Raw genomic sequence first — 20,857 nt, forward strand, 5'->3', positions numbered from 1 at the left:
TTTGCTTATTCATAAATTAATTCCAAATCATCAAGCCACAAAGTACTGCCCGTACTTCCGGTAAAATAATCTCCATATCTACTTGCACTACCCACTAAAATAATATCAGTCGGTTTACGGTTAGAGCGATAGTTAATCGGGATCTCCAGTTTAATCAATCCTTCACCCTCCGTCGACTCTTTAAGAATACACTCTCCATAGCCTATCACATTCGAAGAATTTGAATCAAAAAGCTGCCTGTCAGCAGGCTTTGTCTTAACAAGTACCGGTATATCCGTTTCTCCTTCAAAAGTCTGATGTGGCCAGTCACCCAATGCTATATAAATAGAGCCCATGTCTTTACTGTTTTTCGGCAACTCACTCAATGTTGAATAGTCCACCGTACCAGCTACATATCTATAATAAAGCACCAATTTCGATGGACGTGAAGTGAAAGGACGTCCAAACCGTAAGATACCGTCTGTTCCATCTATTTTCAGGAACTTCCCAACAAATACATTTCCGGCAGCAAAAGCACCAATTCCAAAAAGAGCCACATATTGAGACTGTAATTTTGCAGAATAATTCCCGCTGTGCTTAATGGTTGCGTCATACGTTGTCACATTCTTATTCAATGTAGCAGAACCCGTATTACCACTATCCCAGAACATTTCTCCACCACTCTTATAAATATAAAGAGGAGAACTTCCATGCCAGTCTTCAAACCCGGCATTCGGTAATTGCGCAGGAGCTTCTGTAGTGAATTGTTTTGTTTCTTTCGCTGCAACAGTACCAGCCATTGCCTGATATTCATAGGTTATACCAGGTTCAAGTCCGGTTATTTGACTCGTAAATATTTTATTATTCAACACAGCCTGATTCGAATACATCCAGTCATTGGAACCAAGCGCCCGGTAACGGAAATTCATTTCTGTAACTGAAGCAACCAGACTACCATACAGAGTGGCTTTTGTTGACCAAATATCGTTCTGTGTAGCAATATCCTCGGTAGCAACCAAAGCATCTGTAGCGATAACCGTCAACGTTTTCGCTCTATCTTTTCCATTCCGGTCCCTTACTTCAATGTCAAATCGATAGGTGTTATTACCGTCGTCAATCGAATTAGTCATTATCTCTCTCAAGTTTTCCTTAAATGCAAACTGAACCTTTGTCATATCCGCATTAAATTGGATACTAAATCCAAGATTATCCAGTTCTCTTATCTGAACTTCAGTCAATTCCATCAAGTCGAAAGAAGAAAAATGGGTAATTCCCAACCGTGCAAAATCCGCACTCGTCACTTTCAGTTCAGTAAAAGGCACACTGGCAGCCATCCGCACAACAATAGGTGTTTCCTTGTCGAATTGCGCACGATAAACTGCATTATCCAACTCATAAATCTGATCATTCTCGATTATCTTAATAACAGGACGTGCTAGTATATCTACTTTCTCATCCGTCGTCAAAGCTGTCTCAACCACATTTACAGAAATCATGCCACCACCCACTTCAGAGGAAGAATTACTAAAAGTCAAATCATATCTGGTTGCTTTCCGCACCAAATTAATAACTCCACTTTTGGTTATTTCTGTTTCACTGCCGTTAAGTTGCCCAACAAAATTCCATCTTAATTGGTTTTCATCATCCAACAGCATAAAATATCCAAGCTGGGATATATTATCCTGTGTATATTCCAAGGTTCCCAATCGGTTACTCACCGTAATTTTATAAGTAGGAAATGCCTCCTGTAATTCGTCAGACAGAACCAGACTGACTACTGTATTGCGAATGCCACACACTACTGATTCCGAAATAGCCGTCCCTTTTGAAATTGTAAACTCTTTCGTCCCCTTGAAATAAGAATCGGTAAAAGATGCAGCTACAGAATCACCCGCAGTAACTTCCGCTTTATAATTGTCGGGAACTAACAGTATTTGTTCCGGCATTTCATCCAAAGTGGCGAATTTACGCACCAAGCCCTCCGCGTTACGGATATACACTTTACACTTCTGAAGCAATTCTTCATCGGTAAGCGTAGCTCTCGTTTTTCCGGCAGAAACAGTGGGTAATTCACGTTGAACACCTATCTTTAAAGATAATGCACCCTCTCCATTATTTGTCAGATCACTTTCACGGCAGGAGACACAAACAAGTCCAACAATGAAAGCTATGACTAATATATGTATCAGTTTTTTCATTCTGTTTTCTTTGCTATTGATTTCAATGCTAAAGTAGCTGTTCTCGTATTATTTGCCTGATCGACAACGGTAATAATAAAATTATGAGAAGCAAGTCCATACAATCCGAGTAGCGGGGTAAACTGTGTAATATCAAACACCAAATATTTCACTCCGATCACTTCACTGCCCACCGGGAAACCTAAGCTCTTCAACGCTTTCTCCAAATCAGCATTTGCAGGATGTGCCAAATCAAATTCGGAAGACAAGCCTACCGACTTCAGAATTTCAGGCGTCAAAGTCTCCGAATCAATCTTCACTTTCAAATTTTGAATGCCATTATCTGCCGTGATATTAACAATAATAGTTTTGGTTTCGTCTTTCTCGACTTCTATCTCATCCATTATATTGAAACCTTGTCCTACGATTGTCGGTGCACTTGTACCAGGATTTACAGATGGATCTTCCGGCAATATATCTTCTGCTCCCGGATTAGCCCAAGCAAGCAAATCCACTTTCTTACATACCGCATCCAGCTTTACGCTTAATCCCATGTCACCCACTGAAGGTATCTCCAGATTAAACATAATGTTCCGGTGCTCTCCACCTTTCACATTGCTGAAACTGGTTTGCTCTTCTGTCCATTCCCCATCTACCGTTCCCTGGAAATGAACAATAATGATATTGCTTACTTCGGCAGCTTCAAAGAATCCGGCACGTCCACTTCCAATATCGTTATTATTAAAAGTCAGTTCACCTGTACCGACTTTTATTGTAATGGATTGGTCACCACCGACTTTCTGCTTCAAATCATCATTGAGATCGACTGTCACCATTATATTCTGCAAGAAGCATTTAATTACATCAACCGATGTAACCTCATCTTTCTTTATTGTAAAAGTCTGGGTTCCTTTATAGAAAGGTTTTTCCCATTCAGCAGGTTTTACGTCATGTGATAATGCTTCAATCTTATAGTTACCCACATTCAAGGTCAAGATCTCCGGCATATCTCTATATCTTGTATATTCCTTTACCAATAAATTATTATCAGTTGAATAAATCCGAATGATATAATCATCTGTATTGATTGCTTTACCGTCCGCACGTGACAGCACATCCACAGAAACAGAAACACTTGTTCCCGCAAGTCTTACCTGTCCTTCGCCTTGATTTGTATTCCCGGTTCCTTCGTCGTCCCTTCCAAAATCAGGGTTATCATTCATACAAGCACTGCATAAACCTAAGATGCTTGCCAAACATATAAAAACGAGTTTTTTTATTGCTTTCATATTACTCATTACTTATATTCTAATATTATATTTTTATCTATATACAATTCACTACCAGTAGAAACAGCTTCACCCTTATTATCCGTTGTTTTAATCTTACTGTCTTCAACACTTTGAGTGTTTGAAGCATTGGAAGAAGAGGCAAACATCACTCTTAAATGAGTCGCTTTTTTCTCAAACATCGTATTATAAGTTAAGTCCACCGTGAAGTCCTTTTGAGAACTCGTCGCTGTTAAGACTTCACTACCTTCGGCCAGCTTTAATGTTTGTCCTCCTTCGCGGTTTTCTACTATTACAGTTACAATACCGCCCTGATCGTTATTAGCTACATAAGTATAAGTACCCTTTAGCTTTATCGGACGGGAAGTGAAGGATATACCTTCATTATAGATTTCGACATTAGTAGAATGGTTATAACTATAACTTCCCAAGAAAAGCTTACCGGCAGAACGATGACCATGCGTAGGAGGCGTAAGATCAGTTAAGCTATTTCCAAACAAAGCACTTTTCCCTGGAGGATCTGCTGAAGTCATGGTCCATGCAACATTGCGCATTAAAACACCATTATTTTGTTTGATGCTAGAAGGAACCATATACCAAGAATTTAGATTGCCACTAGTTGGTACAGTTTTCTGATTAACAGTAACCCAAGCCCCATTTCCATCTAAATCAAAAACAGTCAAATCTGTTGTATCAAATTTATAAGTTCCAAAAGCACCATGAGTATACTTTCCTCCTTTATTAATAGTTCCACTAAAGATTGTCTTACCCCATCCCTGCGTGAAATCCGGAAGCTGTATTACACTCTCTGTTGCCTGCATAACAGGAATTGAATAAGTCGTACCATCATCACAAGTCGTTCTGAAATAATAAGTAGTTCCCGGAGTAAGTCCTGAAATGACAGCCTTTCCAGTGGTTACATCCAGTTTCAAATCTTTGGCATCCACTTTCGTCCACGTACTTCCATTCAAAGAAATATATGCTTCAATAGCACTCATCACATTAGACATATCTTCGGCATATTCAGGTATAATCGTCATTTCAGCCGTGTATGACCACACATCAAACGGTTCGAGGATAACACTATAAGAAGGTATAATAACAGCTACGGAAACGATGGCTGATTTCAAACCATTATATTCAGCCTGGAAGTCTTTGGCTACAACTCCCATATCAATACCACTTGCTTTTATATTGTAATATCCTTCTTTTCCTTCTATCGGAGTGATAACCGTATTGTTAATCAAAGTCATCACACCATAATAACGATAATAGAGCTTAATATTCTGCGGATTGCCTTCTTTCAGTTTCACCGGAATCGTCACTTCTTTACTCTTCATCTTCACAGGCTCCGTAGGCAGCAACATAAAGTTCTTAGGCGTTGTTATATTCAACACATAATCTTCACTTTGCTTACCATAAGTACTAGTGGCACTCAAATAGAATAAATGAGTATCATTATTATCCGTGATATTCAGATTAGGAATCAAACCAGTAAAATTAATAATACCCATCTGATCCTGATTAATACCAAAGCCAATCAACTTCACACCTGATTTGTCCAGCAATGCTTGATCTTCAGGAGTAAGTGCCGCCAGATTAAATCCTTCCTCCGGCCAATCGGGTAAATTAGGAGAAGTAGTTCTAAGAATACATTTCGTAAAACCGCCCAAAGAAGTCAACAAAGCCGATAACTGATTCGATTCAATCGGATTACCGTCCCACTGATTACCATCATTACTTGTTTTCTCAAATCCGGTCAATGTGAAATAAGGAGGTTTAATATTCAATGCTTTATCCGAAATATCCAAAGTAATGGGTCTGACTTCCGTTACACGGTCAAAAACAATGCTCAACATGGCTTTACCAGCGTCCACATTCATTTGCAAATGATAATGATGTTGAGCTAACGCCTCCTCAATGGTAGCCACTTCAATAGTAGTCGGACTTAGTCCGCCATTCACTTTCGTGAAAGTCAGTTTTACTGAAATTCTACCCGGCTTCACATAAGCAGCACGTGTTTCTCCGGACGAAAAAGAAACTTCACTTCCCAACTCTGCCTGTACGGTAGAAGAATAAGTCTTAAAATACTGTTTGAAATCATCCGTGTATTCAATACTTATTTTAGTATTGGCCAACTTACAAGTAGTTTCCACAGGAGTAGTCTCGCCACCACGGATGTTAAAATCGGTAGTACCCTCATAATAAGGAGAATCAAAGCCTTCCTTCTCAATGTCACCATAGAAAGCTTTCAAGGTATAACTTCCTACCGGAAAAGTAGTGTCTTCATCATAGTCACTCAACTTATCCCAGGAAGCCTGCACTTTGTCACCTTGCAACACAGAAATAGAGAAATCTTGTATGGAAGGCAGTACTTCCTCACTCGAGCGTGTCGTAACATCTGTCACCGAAGAATTTGCGGATAGATGCAAGCTCATTCCGCCAAAGGCACCCGAACGCTTTTCATCGTTTACACAACTGCACAACAATACAATCTCTAAAAATAAAATAAACTTCAAAATACCCTTCATACCGAATTAAATACGCCTTTAAATAATACGGAGTCCCTCTCTCTGAAATCAAAGATAAGCTTAAATACCTAATATACAGGTGCTATCTTGTAAACTAACCGCAAAAATACAGTTTTATTTCTTTATAATAAAGTATCTAAAGAAAGTTTTATTTCCGAATATGAAAAGAAGACCACAATTAAGGCCTAGAATATGAAAAATAAAACATTTTTTAAGAGATATAACATAAAAGTTCTGCCTTTCAGATGAAAAACAGAACTTCATTATGTAATAGTTAAAACGTTAATAAAGCTTATTTATCGACACCTGGCATCAAGACCACTCCCAACTTCTTTTTGCCGTCCATCTTGACTACCACAGGCTTTTCAAAGCGAACGTGACGGAGATAGTTCGTTTCCTGCACTGCCGGTTGCGCATTGAGGAAATCCTGATTATATACTCCATCATTCATAAAGGCGTTGATCGTGAAATACCCTACCCCGAAAGAAGTCAGATTCTGGAAAAAGTGTGTCCCCTGACTGGGATCTACCCGGTAATTAGTCAGACCGGCTTCCACAATCACACGGGCAGCTGAAATATGAGGCCACTTCACCGGAATACCAAGCCATGCATCACTGCTCCCCCAGCGTCCCGGACCAACCAATATATAGTTCTTTCCTTCGTTCAGGAACTGTTGATTGATCTTTTCTATCTCCCAAGCAATCGTCTGATTATTGGAGGCACTATAATTGTCCGTTTTTACATAAACCACATCATATACCTCATTCATAATGCCGTGTCCCAATGAATTATACGAACGGAGAATCACATTCTCATCAGGAATCTCGTTCAAATCTTCGTCCAGCATTTCTTTGCTGTCTACGATAGGACGAATCTGCAATAGATAGAAAGTTCCGGATTTATCATGTTCGCGACTTAACGTTGCAGCAAATTCAATTTCAACCGGACGGCGCATCTCCTGTTCACCATATTTCAATACTAACTGCAGAATACGAGCTAACGGAAAAACATCATGTTGCAGGATATTAGCAAAAGTAATCACCTTACGTCCTCCCGGATATAAACCATCACGAATGATCTGATCGTACGGATCGTAGGTAGAAGCAATATAACGCAGAGCACCGTCACTTTCTGCCTCTTTGACATGAAGTTTCAGCAAATTAAAACCATCGTCGATAGAAAAATCATGTCCGGCATTTTTCAAATCCAATGCATAGAAACGGGTTTGAGTCTCCTTGAGAGCAATTTCCATTTCGCTGGTCTGTAACACCTGATTAGGATGATAAGGAGAAAAACGAAGGGTCATGCCACCGTCAACAATATATTTTCCTAATCCCAAAGCCAGATTCACCGTTCCCTCTTCTGCCTTTTCATTCCCCAACGGATAATAATTGAGCGAGCGTGCCACACCGGACATGGAAGGATAATAACGGTCACCATACTGATTGCCAACTACTTCCTGTAAGATAACAGCCATTTTCTCCTGATCGATTACATTCGACGTAGCTTGCATATACGCTTTGCTGTCACGGAAATAAACCGAAGCATACACCCCTTTGATGGCATCGGAAAGCATCCGCAACATTTCATAGCGGTCGTCCAGATAAGGAATCATGTAAGTGTTGTAAATTCCGGCAAACGGTTGATAGTGAGAATCCTCCAACAAGGAAGAAGACCGAATGGCAATCGGAGACTTCACGACATCGAAGAAAGTGAAAAAGTCCTCTATCAACCGGTCCGGTAATTTAGCCTTCAGGAAGTATTTCAAAATCGTAGCATCATCCGCATCCGACAGTGCAATCTGATACAAGTTGTTGGTGTCCATGAACTCATCAAAGACATCCGTACAAAGCACCACTGTTTTAGGAATAGCAATACGCGCATTTTCAAACTCGTCAAACTCCGGATGACGCTTCACCATATTATCAATAAATGCCAGTCCACGCCCTTTTCCTCCGAGAGAGCCATCCCCGATACGGGCAAAGTTAGAATAACGGTCGAAGCGATCGCGCTTAAAGACCGCCACAACTCCCTGGTTCTTCATCTTACGATATTTCACAATCGCCTCAAAGATGATTTTACGGTGAGCATCCACATCCTGAAGACTATTCCAGGTTATCGGTTTCAAAAATTCAGCCACCGGGAACATGGCACGTGAATAAAACCAACGCGACACGTGATTCCTGCTGATATGATATAAGAAAGATTCCGCAGGTACGGCAAAAAGAATGTTTTGCAGCTCCTTCAAATTCCGGACGCGGGCAATCTCCTCCCCGGTATCCGGATTGCGGAAAATAAAATCACCAAAACCAAAATTATCGGAGACGATACGGCGCAAATCAACGTCCATCTTCTTGGAGTTCTTATCGATAAAGCTAGCACCATACTTGACTGCATAAGACGAATTTTCAGATTCGGAAGACTGAATAATCAAAGGAACAAACGGATCATTCTTACGTATCTCCGCACACAGCTTGATACCTGCCAGACCGTCTTTCTCTCCCCGTTCCACTTTCGGGAAACGGACGTCAGTGATTACCCCCAATATATTATTCTGATACTTATGATAGATCTCCATCGCCTCCTGATACGTACGTGCCAACACTATTTTAGGACGTCCGCGCATACGGAGCGTACGCTGGTGTGCATTCAAGGCTTCGGTAGAGAATTCCTGACTCTGCTTCAACACGAACTTATACAGATTCGGCAAAATGGAAGAATAGAAACGAATGCCATCTTCCACCAAAAGAATCAGCTGCACACCGACCTCCTGTACATCGTGTTCCAGATTCATCTTGTCCTCTATCAACTTAATGATAGACACCAACAGGTCGGTATTACCCAACCAGCAGAACACATATTCGAACGCACTTAAATCTTCATTGATAATCCGTTTGGTAATACCATGGCTAAAAGGAGTCAGTATGACGATAGGAATATGCTCGTATTTCTCTTTGATGTGACGGCCGATATCGAAACTGTCATTATCCCCCGTGCTCGGCATACAAATCACCAGGTCGAACGACATATTTTCCAACTGTGACAATGCTTCCTCCTCCGTAGATACCTGCGAGAAACGAGGTGGATAGCGCAGAGACAAAGAAGTGTATTCATTGAAAATCTTCTCATCAATGCGCCCGTCATCCTCCAACATGAAAGCATCGTAAGGATTAGCGATTAATAACACGTTAAAAATCCGCCTTGTCATCAAGTTAGCGAATTGCGTATCTTTGAAGTAAAGCTGGTTTAATTTATATTTACTAAGCATAAAGTCATTCTCCTTTCTTATTTCAAATCGTCTATCTGCAGAATCACATTTTGCAAAGTTAATTCTTTAAATCTCATTTTCCACCATCTTCTTTATAAAGTTTACTTGTTTATCTCTTATTATTTTGTAGATTTGTAACTTTAAGTTTATTCAAAAAGACTTTTTATTCACATGAAAAAAGTAACTTTATTAATGAGTGGAATCATGGTGATGTCATGCGCTCCCCAACAGAAAAAGCTAGTCTACCCCGAGACGGCAAAGGTAGACACCGTAGACGTGTACTTCGGTACACAAGTTCCCGACCCTTACAGATGGCTGGAAAATGACACCAGTGCAGCTACTACTGCCTGGGTAGAAGCACAAAACAAAGTAACGAATGAGTATCTAAGTCAGATTCCATTCCGGGAAAACTTGTTGAAACGATTGACCACACTGGCCGATTACGAGAAGATCAGTGCGCCAATCAAGAAACATGGCAAATATTACTTCAGTAAAAATGATGGCCTGCAAAACCAGAGTGTATTCTACGTACAGGATTCACTGGACGGCGAGCCTCGCGTTTTCCTCGACCCGAACAAGCTCTCGGACGATGGCACAGTGGCACTGACCGGTCTTTACTTCTCAAACGACGGCAAATATACCGCTTACAGTATCTCACGCAGCGGATCGGATTGGTCTGAAATATTTGTCATGGACACTGAAAGTGGCAAGTTATTGGAAGAGCACATCGAATGGGCCAAATTTACCGGTGCCGCCTGGCAGGGAGACGGCTTCTACTACAGCGCCTACGATGCTCCCGCCAAAGGAAAAGAATTCTCCAACGTAAACGAAAAGCACAAAATCTATTATCACAAAATAGGTGAACCGCAATCGAAAGATAAACTGATTTATCAGAATCCGGCTTATCCGAAACGTTTCTATACAGCCAGCACCAGCGAAGACGAACGTATTCTCTTCCTCACAGAATCCGGTGCCGGAAGAGGCAACAACTTATTTATAAGGGACCTGAAAAAGCCGAATTCTCCTTTTATCCAACTGACTACCGACCTCGACTACCAATACTACCCGATTGAAGTGATCGGCGATCAGATGTATATTTATACTAACTATGGCGCACCGAAAAACCGGATCATGGTAGCCGACATCAACCGTCCGAAACTGGAGGACTGGAAAGAACTCGTTCCCGAATCGGAAGCCGTTCTTTCAAACGCAGAAGTGATCGGTGGCAAACTGTTCCTTACTTACGACAAAGATGCTTCGAATCATGCATACGTTTACGGCCTCGACGGCAAACAAATTCAGGAGATTCAACTGCCGTCACTCGGTTCCGTAGGCTTTAGCGGCAACAAAGACGATAAAGAATGTTTCTTTGGATTCACTTCATTCACCATTCCGGGTGCCACTTACAAATATGATATGGACCAGAACACCTACGAACTATACCGTGCACCGAAAGTACAGTTCAACTCGGATGATTTTGTGACGGAACAAGTATTCTTTGCCAGCAAAGACGGTGTAAAAGTCCCGATGTTCCTTACCTATAAGAAAGATCTGAAGAAAGACGGCAAAAATCCTGTATTCCTCTACGGATACGGTGGTTTCGGCATCAGCCTCAACCCGGGTTTCAGTGCAATGCGCATCCCATTCCTCGAAAATGGCGGTATCTACGCACAAGTCAACCTGCGTGGTGGCAGCGAATACGGTGAAGACTGGCACGTAGCCGGAACTAAGATGCAGAAGCAGAATGTATTCGACGACTTCATCTCTGCTGCCGAATATCTTATCAACGAAAAATATACGAATAAAGACAAAATCGCCATTGTAGGTGGCTCCAACGGTGGTCTGCTGGTAGGTGCCTGCATGACACAGCGTCCGGACCTGTTCCGTGTAGCAATTCCGCAGGTAGGCGTGATGGATATGCTTCGCTATCATAAATTTACTATCGGTTGGAACTGGGCAAGCGATTACGGAACAAGCGAAGACAGCAAAGAAATGTTTGAATACCTCAAAGGCTATTCTCCATTGCACAACCTGAAACCGGGCACGAAATATCCGGCAACACTAGTGACCACTGCCGACCATGACGACCGTGTGGTTCCCGCCCATTCATTCAAGTTTGCCGCTACGCTGCAAGCAGACAACGACGGTACAAACCCGACACTAATCCGCATCGACAGCAAAGCAGGTCACGGTGCAGGCAAACCGATGGCAAAAGTACTTGAAGAACAGGCAGACATTTACGGTTTCATCATGTACAATTTGGACATGAAGCCGGATTTTAAGAAGTAAAAAGTACAAAGTATTAAATTCAGGTATCAAGTATTAAGTATTAGCACTGAATACTTGATACCTAATGCTTTTTCTACTATCATTTTATCATTATTTAATCAAAATAATGGCATAAAATCAATCACATCTGAAAAATTTTCCTATATTTGCAGTGAGTTAGTTGACATTTTATCAGAATTAACCTTTTAAAATATAGTATCATGAACATCCAGAAAATCATGTCCTCTTTGGAGGCTAAGCATCCCGGTGAATCTGAATATCTTCAGGCAGTGAAGGAAGTTCTTCTTTCTATCGAAGATATATACAATCAACATCCTGAATTTGAAAAAGCTAAAATCATAGAAAGATTGGTAGAACCTGACCGTATCTTCACTTTCCGTGTGACATGGGTAGACGATAGAGGCGAGGTACAGACCAATCTCGGCTATCGTGTACAATTCAATAATGCGATAGGCCCATATAAAGGTGGTATCCGTTTCCATGCATCCGTTAATCTTTCCATTTTGAAGTTCCTCGGTTTCGAACAAACATTCAAGAATGCACTGACTACCCTGCCTATGGGTGGCGGTAAAGGCGGTTCCGATTTCTCTCCACGCGGTAAGAGTGATGCTGAAATCATGCGTTTCTGCCAGGCATTTATGCTGGAGTTGTGGCGTCATCTCGGACCGGACATGGATGTGCCTGCCGGTGACATTGGTGTAGGAGGACGTGAAGTGGGCTATATGTTCGGTATGTACAAAAAACTGACTCGTGAATTTACCGGTACATTCACCGGCAAAGGATTGGAATTCGGCGGTTCATTGATTCGTCCGGAAGCTACTGGTTTCGGAGGACTGTATTTTGTCAACCAGATGCTTCAGGCAAAAGGGATCGATATAAAAGGTAAGACAGTGGCAATCTCCGGTTTCGGCAACGTTGCCTGGGGAGCAGCTACTAAAGCTACCGAACTGGGTGCAAAAGTGATTACGATTTCCGGTCCGGACGGATATATCTACGATCCGGATGGTATCAGTGGTGAAAAAATTGACTATATGCTCGAACTTCGTTCTTCGGGTAACGATATTGTGGCTCCTTATGTCGAACAGTATCCGAACGCAACCTTCGTAGAAGGAAAACGCCCGTGGGAAGTGAAAGCAGACATCGCACTTCCTTGCGCCACCCAGAACGAATTAAATGGAGAAGATGCTCAAAATCTCATAAAAAATGACGTACTTTGCGTCGGAGAAATTTCCAACATGGGATGTACCCCTGAAGCTATCGATCTTTTCATTGAACATAAGACGATGTATGCTCCCGGTAAAGCGGTCAACGCAGGTGGTGTAGCCACTTCCGGTCTGGAAATGTCTCAAAACGCAATGCACCTTAGCTGGAGTGCCGCCGAAGTGGACGAAAAACTCCATGCAATCATGCACGGCATCCATGCACAATGCGTGAAATACGGCACGGAACCCGACGGATACATTAATTATGTGAAGGGTGCCAACATTGCCGGATTTATGAAAGTAGCTCACGCAATGATGGGACAAGGCGTTATTTAAGGACTTTGTTTAGTTGTATTTGTATTTGTGGTTTGCGCTGCTCGTCTCCTGTGACAGGACGCGGGTAGCGCTATTTTTTTGAGATTAACATTATTTTCGCTGGAATTAATTATCTTTGTAGCATGATAGGTTAAATAATAGTTTGTGAATTTGTTATATGCGATAAACAACTCACAACTAATAATTTACCATTATTGGTTTTGTAATTAATAATCAAGTAATAAATAAAAAATGCTACAACCCGAATTGAAATTTCGCCGTGACAAAATTCGCAGTCTGATGGTGTCGCAGGGCATTGACGCCGCACTTATCACGTGTAATGCAAATTTAATTTACACGTATGGCTGTGTAGTCAGTGGCTATCTTTACCTCCCCCTTCATTCGCCTGCACTATTATTTTTTAAACGTCCTAATAACATCACAGGAGAGCACTCATTCTCTATCCGCAAACCGGAACAAATTGTTGATCTGCTGAAAGAACAAGGATTACCGATGCCAACCAAACTGATGTTAGAAGGTGACGAACTTCCTTATACGGAATATTGTCGTCTGGCCGGTCTCTTCCCGGAAGCGGAAGTGGTAAATGGTACCCCGTTGATTCGCCAGGCACGCAGCGTGAAAACACCTGTAGAAATTGAAATGTTCCGCCGCTCCGGCATTGCTCATGCAAAGGCTTATGAGCAGATTCCTGGTGTTTATCGTCCCGGTATGACGGACATTGAATTTTCCATCGAAATAGAACGCCTGATGCGCCTGCAAGGTTGCCTCGGAATTTTCCGGGTATTCGGACGCAGTATGGAAATATTCATGGGTAGCGTACTGACCGGAGATAATGCCGGTTACCCCTCTCCTTATGATTTTGCCTTAGGCGGTCAGGGACTTGATCCTGCCTTGCCGGGAGGAGCAAATAAAACTTCGTTAAAAGAGGGACAAAGCGTTATGGTGGACTTAGGTGGCAACTTCAACGGTTACATGAACGATATGAGCCGTGTATTCTCCATCGGCAAACTGCCCGAAGAAGCTTACACCGCCCATCAGGTTTGTCTGGATATCCAAGAAAAAATTGCTTCCATTGCCAGACCGGGTATTGCCTGTGAAGTGCTTTACGACACAGCAGTCGAAGTGGTCAAAGCAGCCGGATTTGCCGACAAATTTATGGGAACAGGACAACAAGCCAAATTTATCGGTCACGGCATCGGGCTTGAAATTAACGAAGCTCCGGTACTGGCTCCCCGCATAAAGCAACAATTAGAACTGGGTATGGTCTTTGCCCTCGAACCGAAAATCGTTATTCCGGGTGTAGGTCCCGTAGGTATCGAGAACTCTTGGGTAGTGACCAACGAAGGAATAGAAAAACTGACGAACTGCAATGAAGAAATCATTGAATTAAGTTAAACAGACGATGAAAAAGATGTGTCCGGCAAAGAACAGGCACATCTTTTTCTACTAATAATAACACACTTAACCCCCAAAACCAATGAAACAACCTTTCATTCTAACCCTTGTATCCTCTGTTGCCTGTGCTGCAACAGCCGCCAATAAAGCACCGGAAAACACCACACCGACAAAGTCAAAAACACCCAACGTTGTATTTATCTACGCCGACGATCTCGGCTACGGCGATCTGGAATGTTACGGAGCTAAAAACGTACAGACACCCAACGTCAACCGACTGGCAAAATCGGGAATCCTTTTCACCAATGCTCATGCAACAGCCGCCACCAGCACCCCTTCCCGCTACTCCATGCTAACCGGAGAATACGCATGGCGCAAAGAAGGAACGGATGTAGCGGCAGGAAATGCCGGAATGATTATCCGTCCCGAACAATACACCATGGCAGATATGTTCAAAAGTGTCGGTTACACCACTGCCGCAGTAGGCAAATGGCATCTGGGACTCGGAGATCAAACCGCCACTCAAGACTGGAATGCTCCGTTACCGTGCGCACTGGGCGATTTAGGTTTCGACTATCATTACATTATGGCAGCCACAGCCGACCGTGTACCCTGTGTATACATCGAAAACGGGAAAGTAGCCAACTATGATCCGAGTGCTCCCATCGAAGTCAGTTATCAAAAGAACTTCGAGGGTGAACCTACCGGAAAAAGTAATCCTGAATTACTTTATAACCTCAAGCCAAGTCACGGTCACGACATGTCGATCGTTAATGGAATTTCACGCATCGGTTTTATGAAAGGCGGTGGAAAGGCGCTCTGGAAAGACGAAAACATTGCTGATTCACTTACCACACACGCCATTCAATTCATCGAGGAAAACCAAAACAAACCTTTCTTTCTCTACTTTGCCACCAATGACGTACATGTGCCCCGCTTTCCTCACGACCGTTTCAGAGGAAAAAATCCGATGGGATTAAGAGGCGATGCTATCGTACAGTTCGATTATTGTGTCGGTGAAATCCTGAATACACTCGAAAAACTGGGATTAAGAGAAAATACACTCATTATTCTTTCAAGTGACAACGGCCCGGTAGTAGACGACGGATACGATGACAAAGCAGAAGAACTACTCAACGGTCATAGTCCTGCGGGACCACTACGGGGCAACAAATATAGTGCCTTTGAAGGAGGAACCCGTATTCCTGCCATCGTCAGCTGGCCTGCAGGAGTAAAAAAAGGAATGACTTCAGACTTATTGGTTTCACAAGTGGACTGGCTCGCCTCTCTCGCTTCCCTGACCGGAGCTACGATGCCTAAGAATACCGCACCGGATAGTTACAACTATCTGGGAAGTTGGCTGGGTAAAGAAAAGACAGACCGCCCGTGGGTAATAGAGCAGGCTTCCAATCACACGCTTTCTGTCCGCACCAAAGACTGGAAATACATCGAACCGAATGACGGACCGAAAATGATTCAATGGGGACCGAAGATAGAAACCGGAAACTCTAAAGAACCCCAGCTTTATAAGATGAAAGAAGTGAAAGAGGTAACCAACTATGCAAAGAATATGCCGGAGAAAGTGGCAGAACTGCAAAGTATCCTTCAAAGCGTACGCGAAGGAAAGGACTTAATCGGGAAATAATTCCAGATATGAAACACTGAAACGCTTTTATTTTAATGACAACAATATCATGAATTATCAATCAATCCCGTTGATAGGCAGTGCCCTGCTCCTATCTACCCTATCTGCCAACGGACAGAAAAAAAATACCCAGCCCAATATCCTCTTCATCCTTTGTGACGATATGGGATATGGAGACTTAGGATGCTACGGTCAACCATTTATCCGTACCCCTCATATAGACGCCATGGCCGGTGAAGGAATGCGTTTTACGCAAGCATACGCAGGAAGTCCCGTCAGCGCCCCTTCCAGAGCTTCATTCATGACAGGACAACATTCAGGCCATTGTGAAGTACGAGGTAACAAGGAGTACTGGAAAAATGCACCGATCGTGGAATATGGACAGAATAAAGAATACTCAATAGTGGGGCAACACCCTTATGATCCCGACCACGTAATCCTGCCGGAGATAATGAAAGATAACGGCTATACCACAGGTATGTTCGGTAAATGGGCCGGAGGTTACGAAGGTTCCTGTTCCACTCCCGACAAACGGGGGATAGACGAATACTACGGTTATATCTGTCAGTTTCAGGCTCATCTTTATTATCCCAATTTCCTGAACCGTTATAGTAAAGCGTTGGGTGACACCGGAGTGGTACGTGTAGTGATGGATGAAAACATCCAATATCCGATGTATGGTCCCGACTACCTGAAACGTCCGCAATATTCGGCCGACATGATTCACCAGAAAGCATTGGAGTGGCTGGATCAGCAAGACGGCAAACAACCGTTTTTCGGCGTATTGACTTACACCTTACCTCATGCGGAACTCGTTCAGCCGGAAGATTCTATCCTGAATGAATACAAAGCTAAATTCAACCCGGATAAAGAATTTAAGGGAAGCGAAGGCTCACGATACAACGCCATCACGCATACACACGCCCAATTTGCCGGAATGATTACCCGCCTGGACTATTACGTGGGCGAAGTTTTGAAAAAACTGAAAGAAAAAGGACTGGACGAAAACACATTGGTTATTTTCTCCAGTGACAACGGCCCTCACGAGGAAGGCGGAGCTGATCCTACTTTCTTCGGCAGAGACGGAAAACTACGCGGACTGAAACGTCAATGTCACGAAGGAGGAATACGTATTCCATTTATCGCCCGTTGGCCGGGACACATACCTGCAGGCGAAGTAAACGATCACATCTGTGCATTTTATGATTTAATGCCGACGTTCTGCGAAGTTATCGGTATCAAAGACTACGAAAAGAAATACCGCAATAAGGAAAAAGAAGTCGATTATTTCGATGGGATTTCTTTCGCTCCTACACTGCTGGGTAAAAATAAGCAAAAGAAACATGACTTTCTGTATTGGGAGTTTGATGAAACAGACCAGATTGCCGTACGCATGGATGATTGGAAAATGGTAGTGAAAAAAGGAACACCGTTCCTCTATAATCTAAAAACAGATATTCATGAGGATCATGACATAACACTCCAACATCCGGATATCGTGGAAAAGATGAAGGCTATCATCTTTGAACAACATACTCCGAATCCTCATTTTTCGGTGACGTTGCCCAAACGATAAACACACAGATAAAGAAATAATGAGTAATCAGCAGTTGGAAAGCAAGTTATCATTCATTCCTATACGGTTTTCACCACAGAGGACACGGAGGGTACAGAGGTGAATCTTGTTCATGCCGGTACTGAAATGAACTAATTTCGAGCTTGTGCAGATTTATTTTTGATACCTAATGGGGTTATGGCTAATGATACATGAATTTATTCGTCTGACAATTGTTGTTCTTTCGTCTGACAATTGTCAGACGAAAGAACAACAATTGTCAGACGAAAGTTCAACAACTGTCAGACGAATAAATCTATGTATGATGAATATTAAATCATCGCATATTACCAATTAAATCTTAGAAGAACTAAGATTAGTTCATTCCTGCCTTGTTTTACTCCAATTCAACTACTGATTCGCATAAATCAGTGTCTGAATACTATAGGATTACGATGCCTGATTTTATATCTGTTCCGTCCTTCTATCAGCGAATAGGCGTCATTCCCATCTTCTTTGCCCGTTCCAGCATGAAAGCATGAGCCGCCTCATATTCATTCGGAATCACTCCATCCAAGATTGCATCTTTGATAGCACTCTTCAAGACTCCGACCTCACGACAAGGTTCCAAGCCGAAAATCTCCATAATTTCTTCTCCGCTCACAGGTGGCTGGAAATTACGGACACGGTCTTTCTCTTCCAAATCCTTCAGTTTCTGTCGAACCAACTGGAAGTTATTCAGGAAACGCTGTTTACGTTCCATATTCTTGGAAGTAATATCCGCTTCACAAAGCATCATCAAGTCGTCAATGTCATCACCCGCTTCGAAGAGCAGACGGCGTACAGCCGAGTCTGTCACCACATCATCTGCGATAACGATCGGGCGCATGTGCAGGCTGACCAGCTTTTGTACATACTTCATCTTCTCATTCATCGGCAACTTCATCTTGCGGAAGATATGCGGAATCATCTTTTCACCGATAAAGTTATGATTATGGAACGTCCATCCCGCTTTAGGCTCCCAACGTTTCGTGGCAGGTTTGGCAATGTCGTGCAACAAAGCAGCCCAACGCAGCCAAAGGTTATCAGTCTTCTTGCTGATATTATCCAGCACTTCCAACGTATGATAAAAATTATCCTTATGGGAACGTCCGTTCCGTGTTTCCACACCCTGCAAGGCGGCAAATTCCGGAAAAATCAACGACAGCAAACCGCTACGCTCCAAATCAATAAATCCTTTTGAGGGGATTGGAGAAAGAATAATCTTATTCAATTCGTCCGCAATACGTTCACGGGATATAATTTCAATCCGTTCCTTATTCCGGCAAAGCGATTCGAAAGTATCATCGTCAATGTAAAAACCCAATTGCGTAGCAAAACGGATGCAACGCATCATGCGCAAGGGATCATCGCTGAAAGTAATATCCGGGTCGAGGGGAGTGCGGATTGTCTTTTCCTTCATATCCTCCAAACCTCCAAACGGATCTACCAATTCACCAAAACGTGCTTTATTGAGACATACGGCCAGAGCATTGATCGTGAAATCGCGACGATTCTGATCGTCTTCCAGCGTGCCGTCTTCAACAATAGGTTTACGCGAATCCCGTTGATAAGATTCTTTACGTGCACCAACAAACTCTACTTCCGTGCCTCTATATTTTACTTGTGCTGTTCCGAAATTCTTGAAAACAGAAACATGAGCACCACGTCCCAACTGTTTTCCAAGGGCTTCCGCCATTGCAATTCCACTTCCTACAACTACTACATCTATATCTTTAGAGGGACGTTGCAGAAAAATATCACGAACATAACCACCTACCACATAACACTCCATACCGAGTGTATCAGCCGTTTCGGCTATCTGTCCGAAGATGGGTTCGCTAAAATGCTGCTTCAATTCCTCTTGAGTCAACTCTATCATTCTTTTTAGTTATAAGTTTTGAGGGGACAAAATTACAAAAATAAGGGATATATTTGTATTTTTGCCGCTAATAAAACCAGTAAATAGAATTTGTGATGAAAAAACTGATTATCCTCTTTTGTGGTACGCTGGCATTAGCTGCCTGCGGAAATGGCCTTGAGAAAAAAGCCAATGAAAAACTGATGGTTGCCAAGGCTGCCTACGAACGTGGCGACTATGAAGAAGCTAAGTTACAAATTGACAGTATCAAGATTCTCTATCCCAAAGCGTTCGAAGCACGTAAGGCGGGACAGGCACTGATGCTCGATGTTGAAACAAAGGCACAGCAAAAAACGCTTGCTTACCTGGATAGCGCCTTTCAGGCAAAGACAGAAGAATTCAATGCCATCAAGGACAAATTCAAACTAGAAAAAGATGCCGAATATCAACAAGTCGGCAACTATCTCTGGCCTACACAGACCATTGAAAAGAATATGCACCGTTCGTACCTCCGCTTCCAAGTGAACGAGCAAGGTATAATGAGTATGACTTCCATCTACTGTGGTGCCGGCAATATTCACCATACAAAAGTGAAAGTGATTGCTCCTGACGGCAGTTTTGCAGAAACTCCAAGCTCCAAAGACAGCTACGAGACAACGGATATGAACGAGAAAATAGAAAAAGCTGACTACAAACTAGGGGAAGACGGAAATGTGATCGAATTCCTGAATCTCAATAAAGACAAAAATATCCGTGTGGAATATATAGGCGACCGCACCTATAAAACGACAATGAGTCCAACCGACCGCCAGGCCGCAGCAGGTGTTTACGAATTAGCACAAATCCTCTCGGCCATGGAACAGATTAAAAAAGAACAAGAGGAAGCCAACCTGAAAATCGGATTCATCAATAAGAAGAAAGAACGGAAAGCACAGGAAGAAATTACCGATTAGTAAAAGGAAAGCCATCCACCAGAAAAAGCCATTGGTTAATAATAAAATAGACGGGAATAGTTGTTATTTTTCATAAACGACAACTATTCCCGTCAAATGCATAATGAGACTCTTAATCCTCTGCGTGAGAGAAAAGGCGTTTCCTGGTAGGGAGAAAAGGCGTAGTCTGCCATCATCAAACGGCGTAGCCTGATAACCAAAAACGGCGTGGTCTACACGCCGTTATTTTATCCTTCTATTCAACTGATTATTAGCCTTTTCCTGCTTTGATTTTCCGACCCGTTTTCCGGTCGTCTTCTTTTTACCGACTGCAGACTTTGTCTTTCCGGCAAAAGGAT

The 20,857-nt window shown here is 42.6% G+C and carries 11 protein-coding genes; 6 read left to right on the forward strand and 5 right to left on the reverse strand.

Annotated elements, in window-relative coordinates:
• Nucleotides 1–5 precede the first annotated feature (5 nt).
• From KSX81_RS05930 to KSX81_RS05945, 4 genes are all read right to left on the reverse strand, one after another.
• Nucleotides 6–2,177: a DUF4493 domain-containing protein gene (locus tag KSX81_RS05930; protein WP_004298005.1), complete on the reverse strand. Its 2,172-nt coding sequence runs from the start codon at nucleotides 2,175–2,177 to the stop codon at nucleotides 6–8.
• Complete coding sequence (locus KSX81_RS05935) at nucleotides 2,174–3,445, reverse strand: DUF4493 domain-containing protein (RefSeq protein WP_004321783.1); 1,272 nt, start codon at nucleotides 3,443–3,445, stop codon at nucleotides 2,174–2,176. The genes KSX81_RS05930 and KSX81_RS05935 overlap by 4 nt, the downstream gene beginning before the upstream one ends.
• Nucleotides 3,446–3,453: 8 nt before the next feature.
• Complete coding sequence (locus tag KSX81_RS05940; RefSeq protein ID WP_004298002.1) at nucleotides 3,454–5,976, reverse strand: DUF4493 domain-containing protein; 2,523 nt, start codon at nucleotides 5,974–5,976, stop codon at nucleotides 3,454–3,456.
• Between the two features lie 292 nt (nucleotides 5,977–6,268).
• Nucleotides 6,269–9,244, reverse strand: a complete 2,976-nt coding sequence (locus tag KSX81_RS05945; RefSeq protein ID WP_004298000.1) for a PEP/pyruvate-binding domain-containing protein — start codon at nucleotides 9,242–9,244, stop codon at nucleotides 6,269–6,271.
• A gap of 171 nt (nucleotides 9,245–9,415) precedes the next feature.
• Between KSX81_RS05945 and KSX81_RS05950 the strand changes: the two genes are divergently transcribed.
• From KSX81_RS05950 to KSX81_RS05970, 5 genes are all read left to right on the forward strand, one after another.
• On the forward strand, nucleotides 9,416–11,533 hold the full coding sequence (locus KSX81_RS05950; protein ID WP_004297998.1) for a prolyl oligopeptidase family serine peptidase: 2,118 nt from the start codon (nucleotides 9,416–9,418) through the stop codon (nucleotides 11,531–11,533).
• Nucleotides 11,534–11,733: 200 nt separating this feature from the next.
• Entirely contained in the window at nucleotides 11,734–13,071 is a 1,338-nt protein-coding gene (gene gdhA, locus KSX81_RS05955) for an NADP-specific glutamate dehydrogenase (RefSeq protein WP_004297996.1), read from the forward strand.
• Between the two features lie 231 nt (nucleotides 13,072–13,302).
• Nucleotides 13,303–14,466, forward strand: coding sequence for a M24 family metallopeptidase (locus KSX81_RS05960; protein ID WP_004297994.1), 1,164 nt, complete (start codon nucleotides 13,303–13,305; stop codon nucleotides 14,464–14,466).
• 82 nt (nucleotides 14,467–14,548) lie between these two features.
• Nucleotides 14,549–16,111, forward strand: a complete 1,563-nt coding sequence (locus KSX81_RS05965) for a sulfatase family protein (RefSeq protein ID WP_004297992.1) — start codon at nucleotides 14,549–14,551, stop codon at nucleotides 16,109–16,111.
• Nucleotides 16,112–16,160: 49 nt separating this feature from the next.
• Entirely contained in the window at nucleotides 16,161–17,687 is a 1,527-nt protein-coding gene (locus tag KSX81_RS05970; protein ID WP_004297991.1) for an arylsulfatase, read from the forward strand.
• A gap of 466 nt (nucleotides 17,688–18,153) precedes the next feature.
• Here KSX81_RS05970 and KSX81_RS05975 read toward each other — a convergent pair whose 3' ends face one another.
• On the reverse strand, nucleotides 18,154–19,587 hold the full coding sequence (locus KSX81_RS05975; protein WP_004321787.1) for a CCA tRNA nucleotidyltransferase: 1,434 nt from the start codon (nucleotides 19,585–19,587) through the stop codon (nucleotides 18,154–18,156).
• A gap of 95 nt (nucleotides 19,588–19,682) precedes the next feature.
• On the opposite strand from KSX81_RS05975, the gene KSX81_RS05980 reads away from it, so the two are divergent.
• The gene (locus KSX81_RS05980) at nucleotides 19,683–20,519 is read left to right on the forward strand and encodes a hypothetical protein (protein WP_004297988.1); all 837 of its coding nucleotides are present in this window, start codon (nucleotides 19,683–19,685) and stop codon (nucleotides 20,517–20,519) included.
• Nucleotides 20,520–20,857: the final 338 nt, after the last annotated feature.

It is taken from the genome of Bacteroides sp. MSK.18.37 (genome assembly GCF_019129155.2).
GTDB classification, from domain to species: Bacteria; Bacteroidota; Bacteroidia; order Bacteroidales; family Bacteroidaceae; genus Bacteroides; species Bacteroides ovatus.

Coding starts and splice junctions, on each gene's coding strand:
- KSX81_RS05930 (WP_004298005.1), bottom strand. CDS start 2,177: ATGAAAAAACTGATACATATATTAGTCATAGCTTTCATTGTTGGACTT.
- KSX81_RS05935 (WP_004321783.1), bottom strand. CDS start 3,445: ATGAAAGCAATAAAAAAACTCGTTTTTATATGTTTGGCAAGCATCTTA.
- KSX81_RS05940 (WP_004298002.1), bottom strand. CDS start 5,976: ATGAAGGGTATTTTGAAGTTTATTTTATTTTTAGAGATTGTATTGTTG.
- KSX81_RS05945 (WP_004298000.1), bottom strand. CDS start 9,244: ATGCTTAGTAAATATAAATTAAACCAGCTTTACTTCAAAGATACGCAA.
- KSX81_RS05950 (WP_004297998.1), top strand. CDS start 9,416: ATGAAAAAAGTAACTTTATTAATGAGTGGAATCATGGTGATGTCATGC.
- gdhA (WP_004297996.1), top strand. CDS start 11,734: ATGAACATCCAGAAAATCATGTCCTCTTTGGAGGCTAAGCATCCCGGT.
- KSX81_RS05960 (WP_004297994.1), top strand. CDS start 13,303: ATGCTACAACCCGAATTGAAATTTCGCCGTGACAAAATTCGCAGTCTG.
- KSX81_RS05965 (WP_004297992.1), top strand. CDS start 14,549: ATGAAACAACCTTTCATTCTAACCCTTGTATCCTCTGTTGCCTGTGCT.
- KSX81_RS05970 (WP_004297991.1), top strand. CDS start 16,161: ATGAATTATCAATCAATCCCGTTGATAGGCAGTGCCCTGCTCCTATCT.
- KSX81_RS05975 (WP_004321787.1), bottom strand. CDS start 19,587: ATGATAGAGTTGACTCAAGAGGAATTGAAGCAGCATTTTAGCGAACCC.
- KSX81_RS05980 (WP_004297988.1), top strand. CDS start 19,683: ATGAAAAAACTGATTATCCTCTTTTGTGGTACGCTGGCATTAGCTGCC.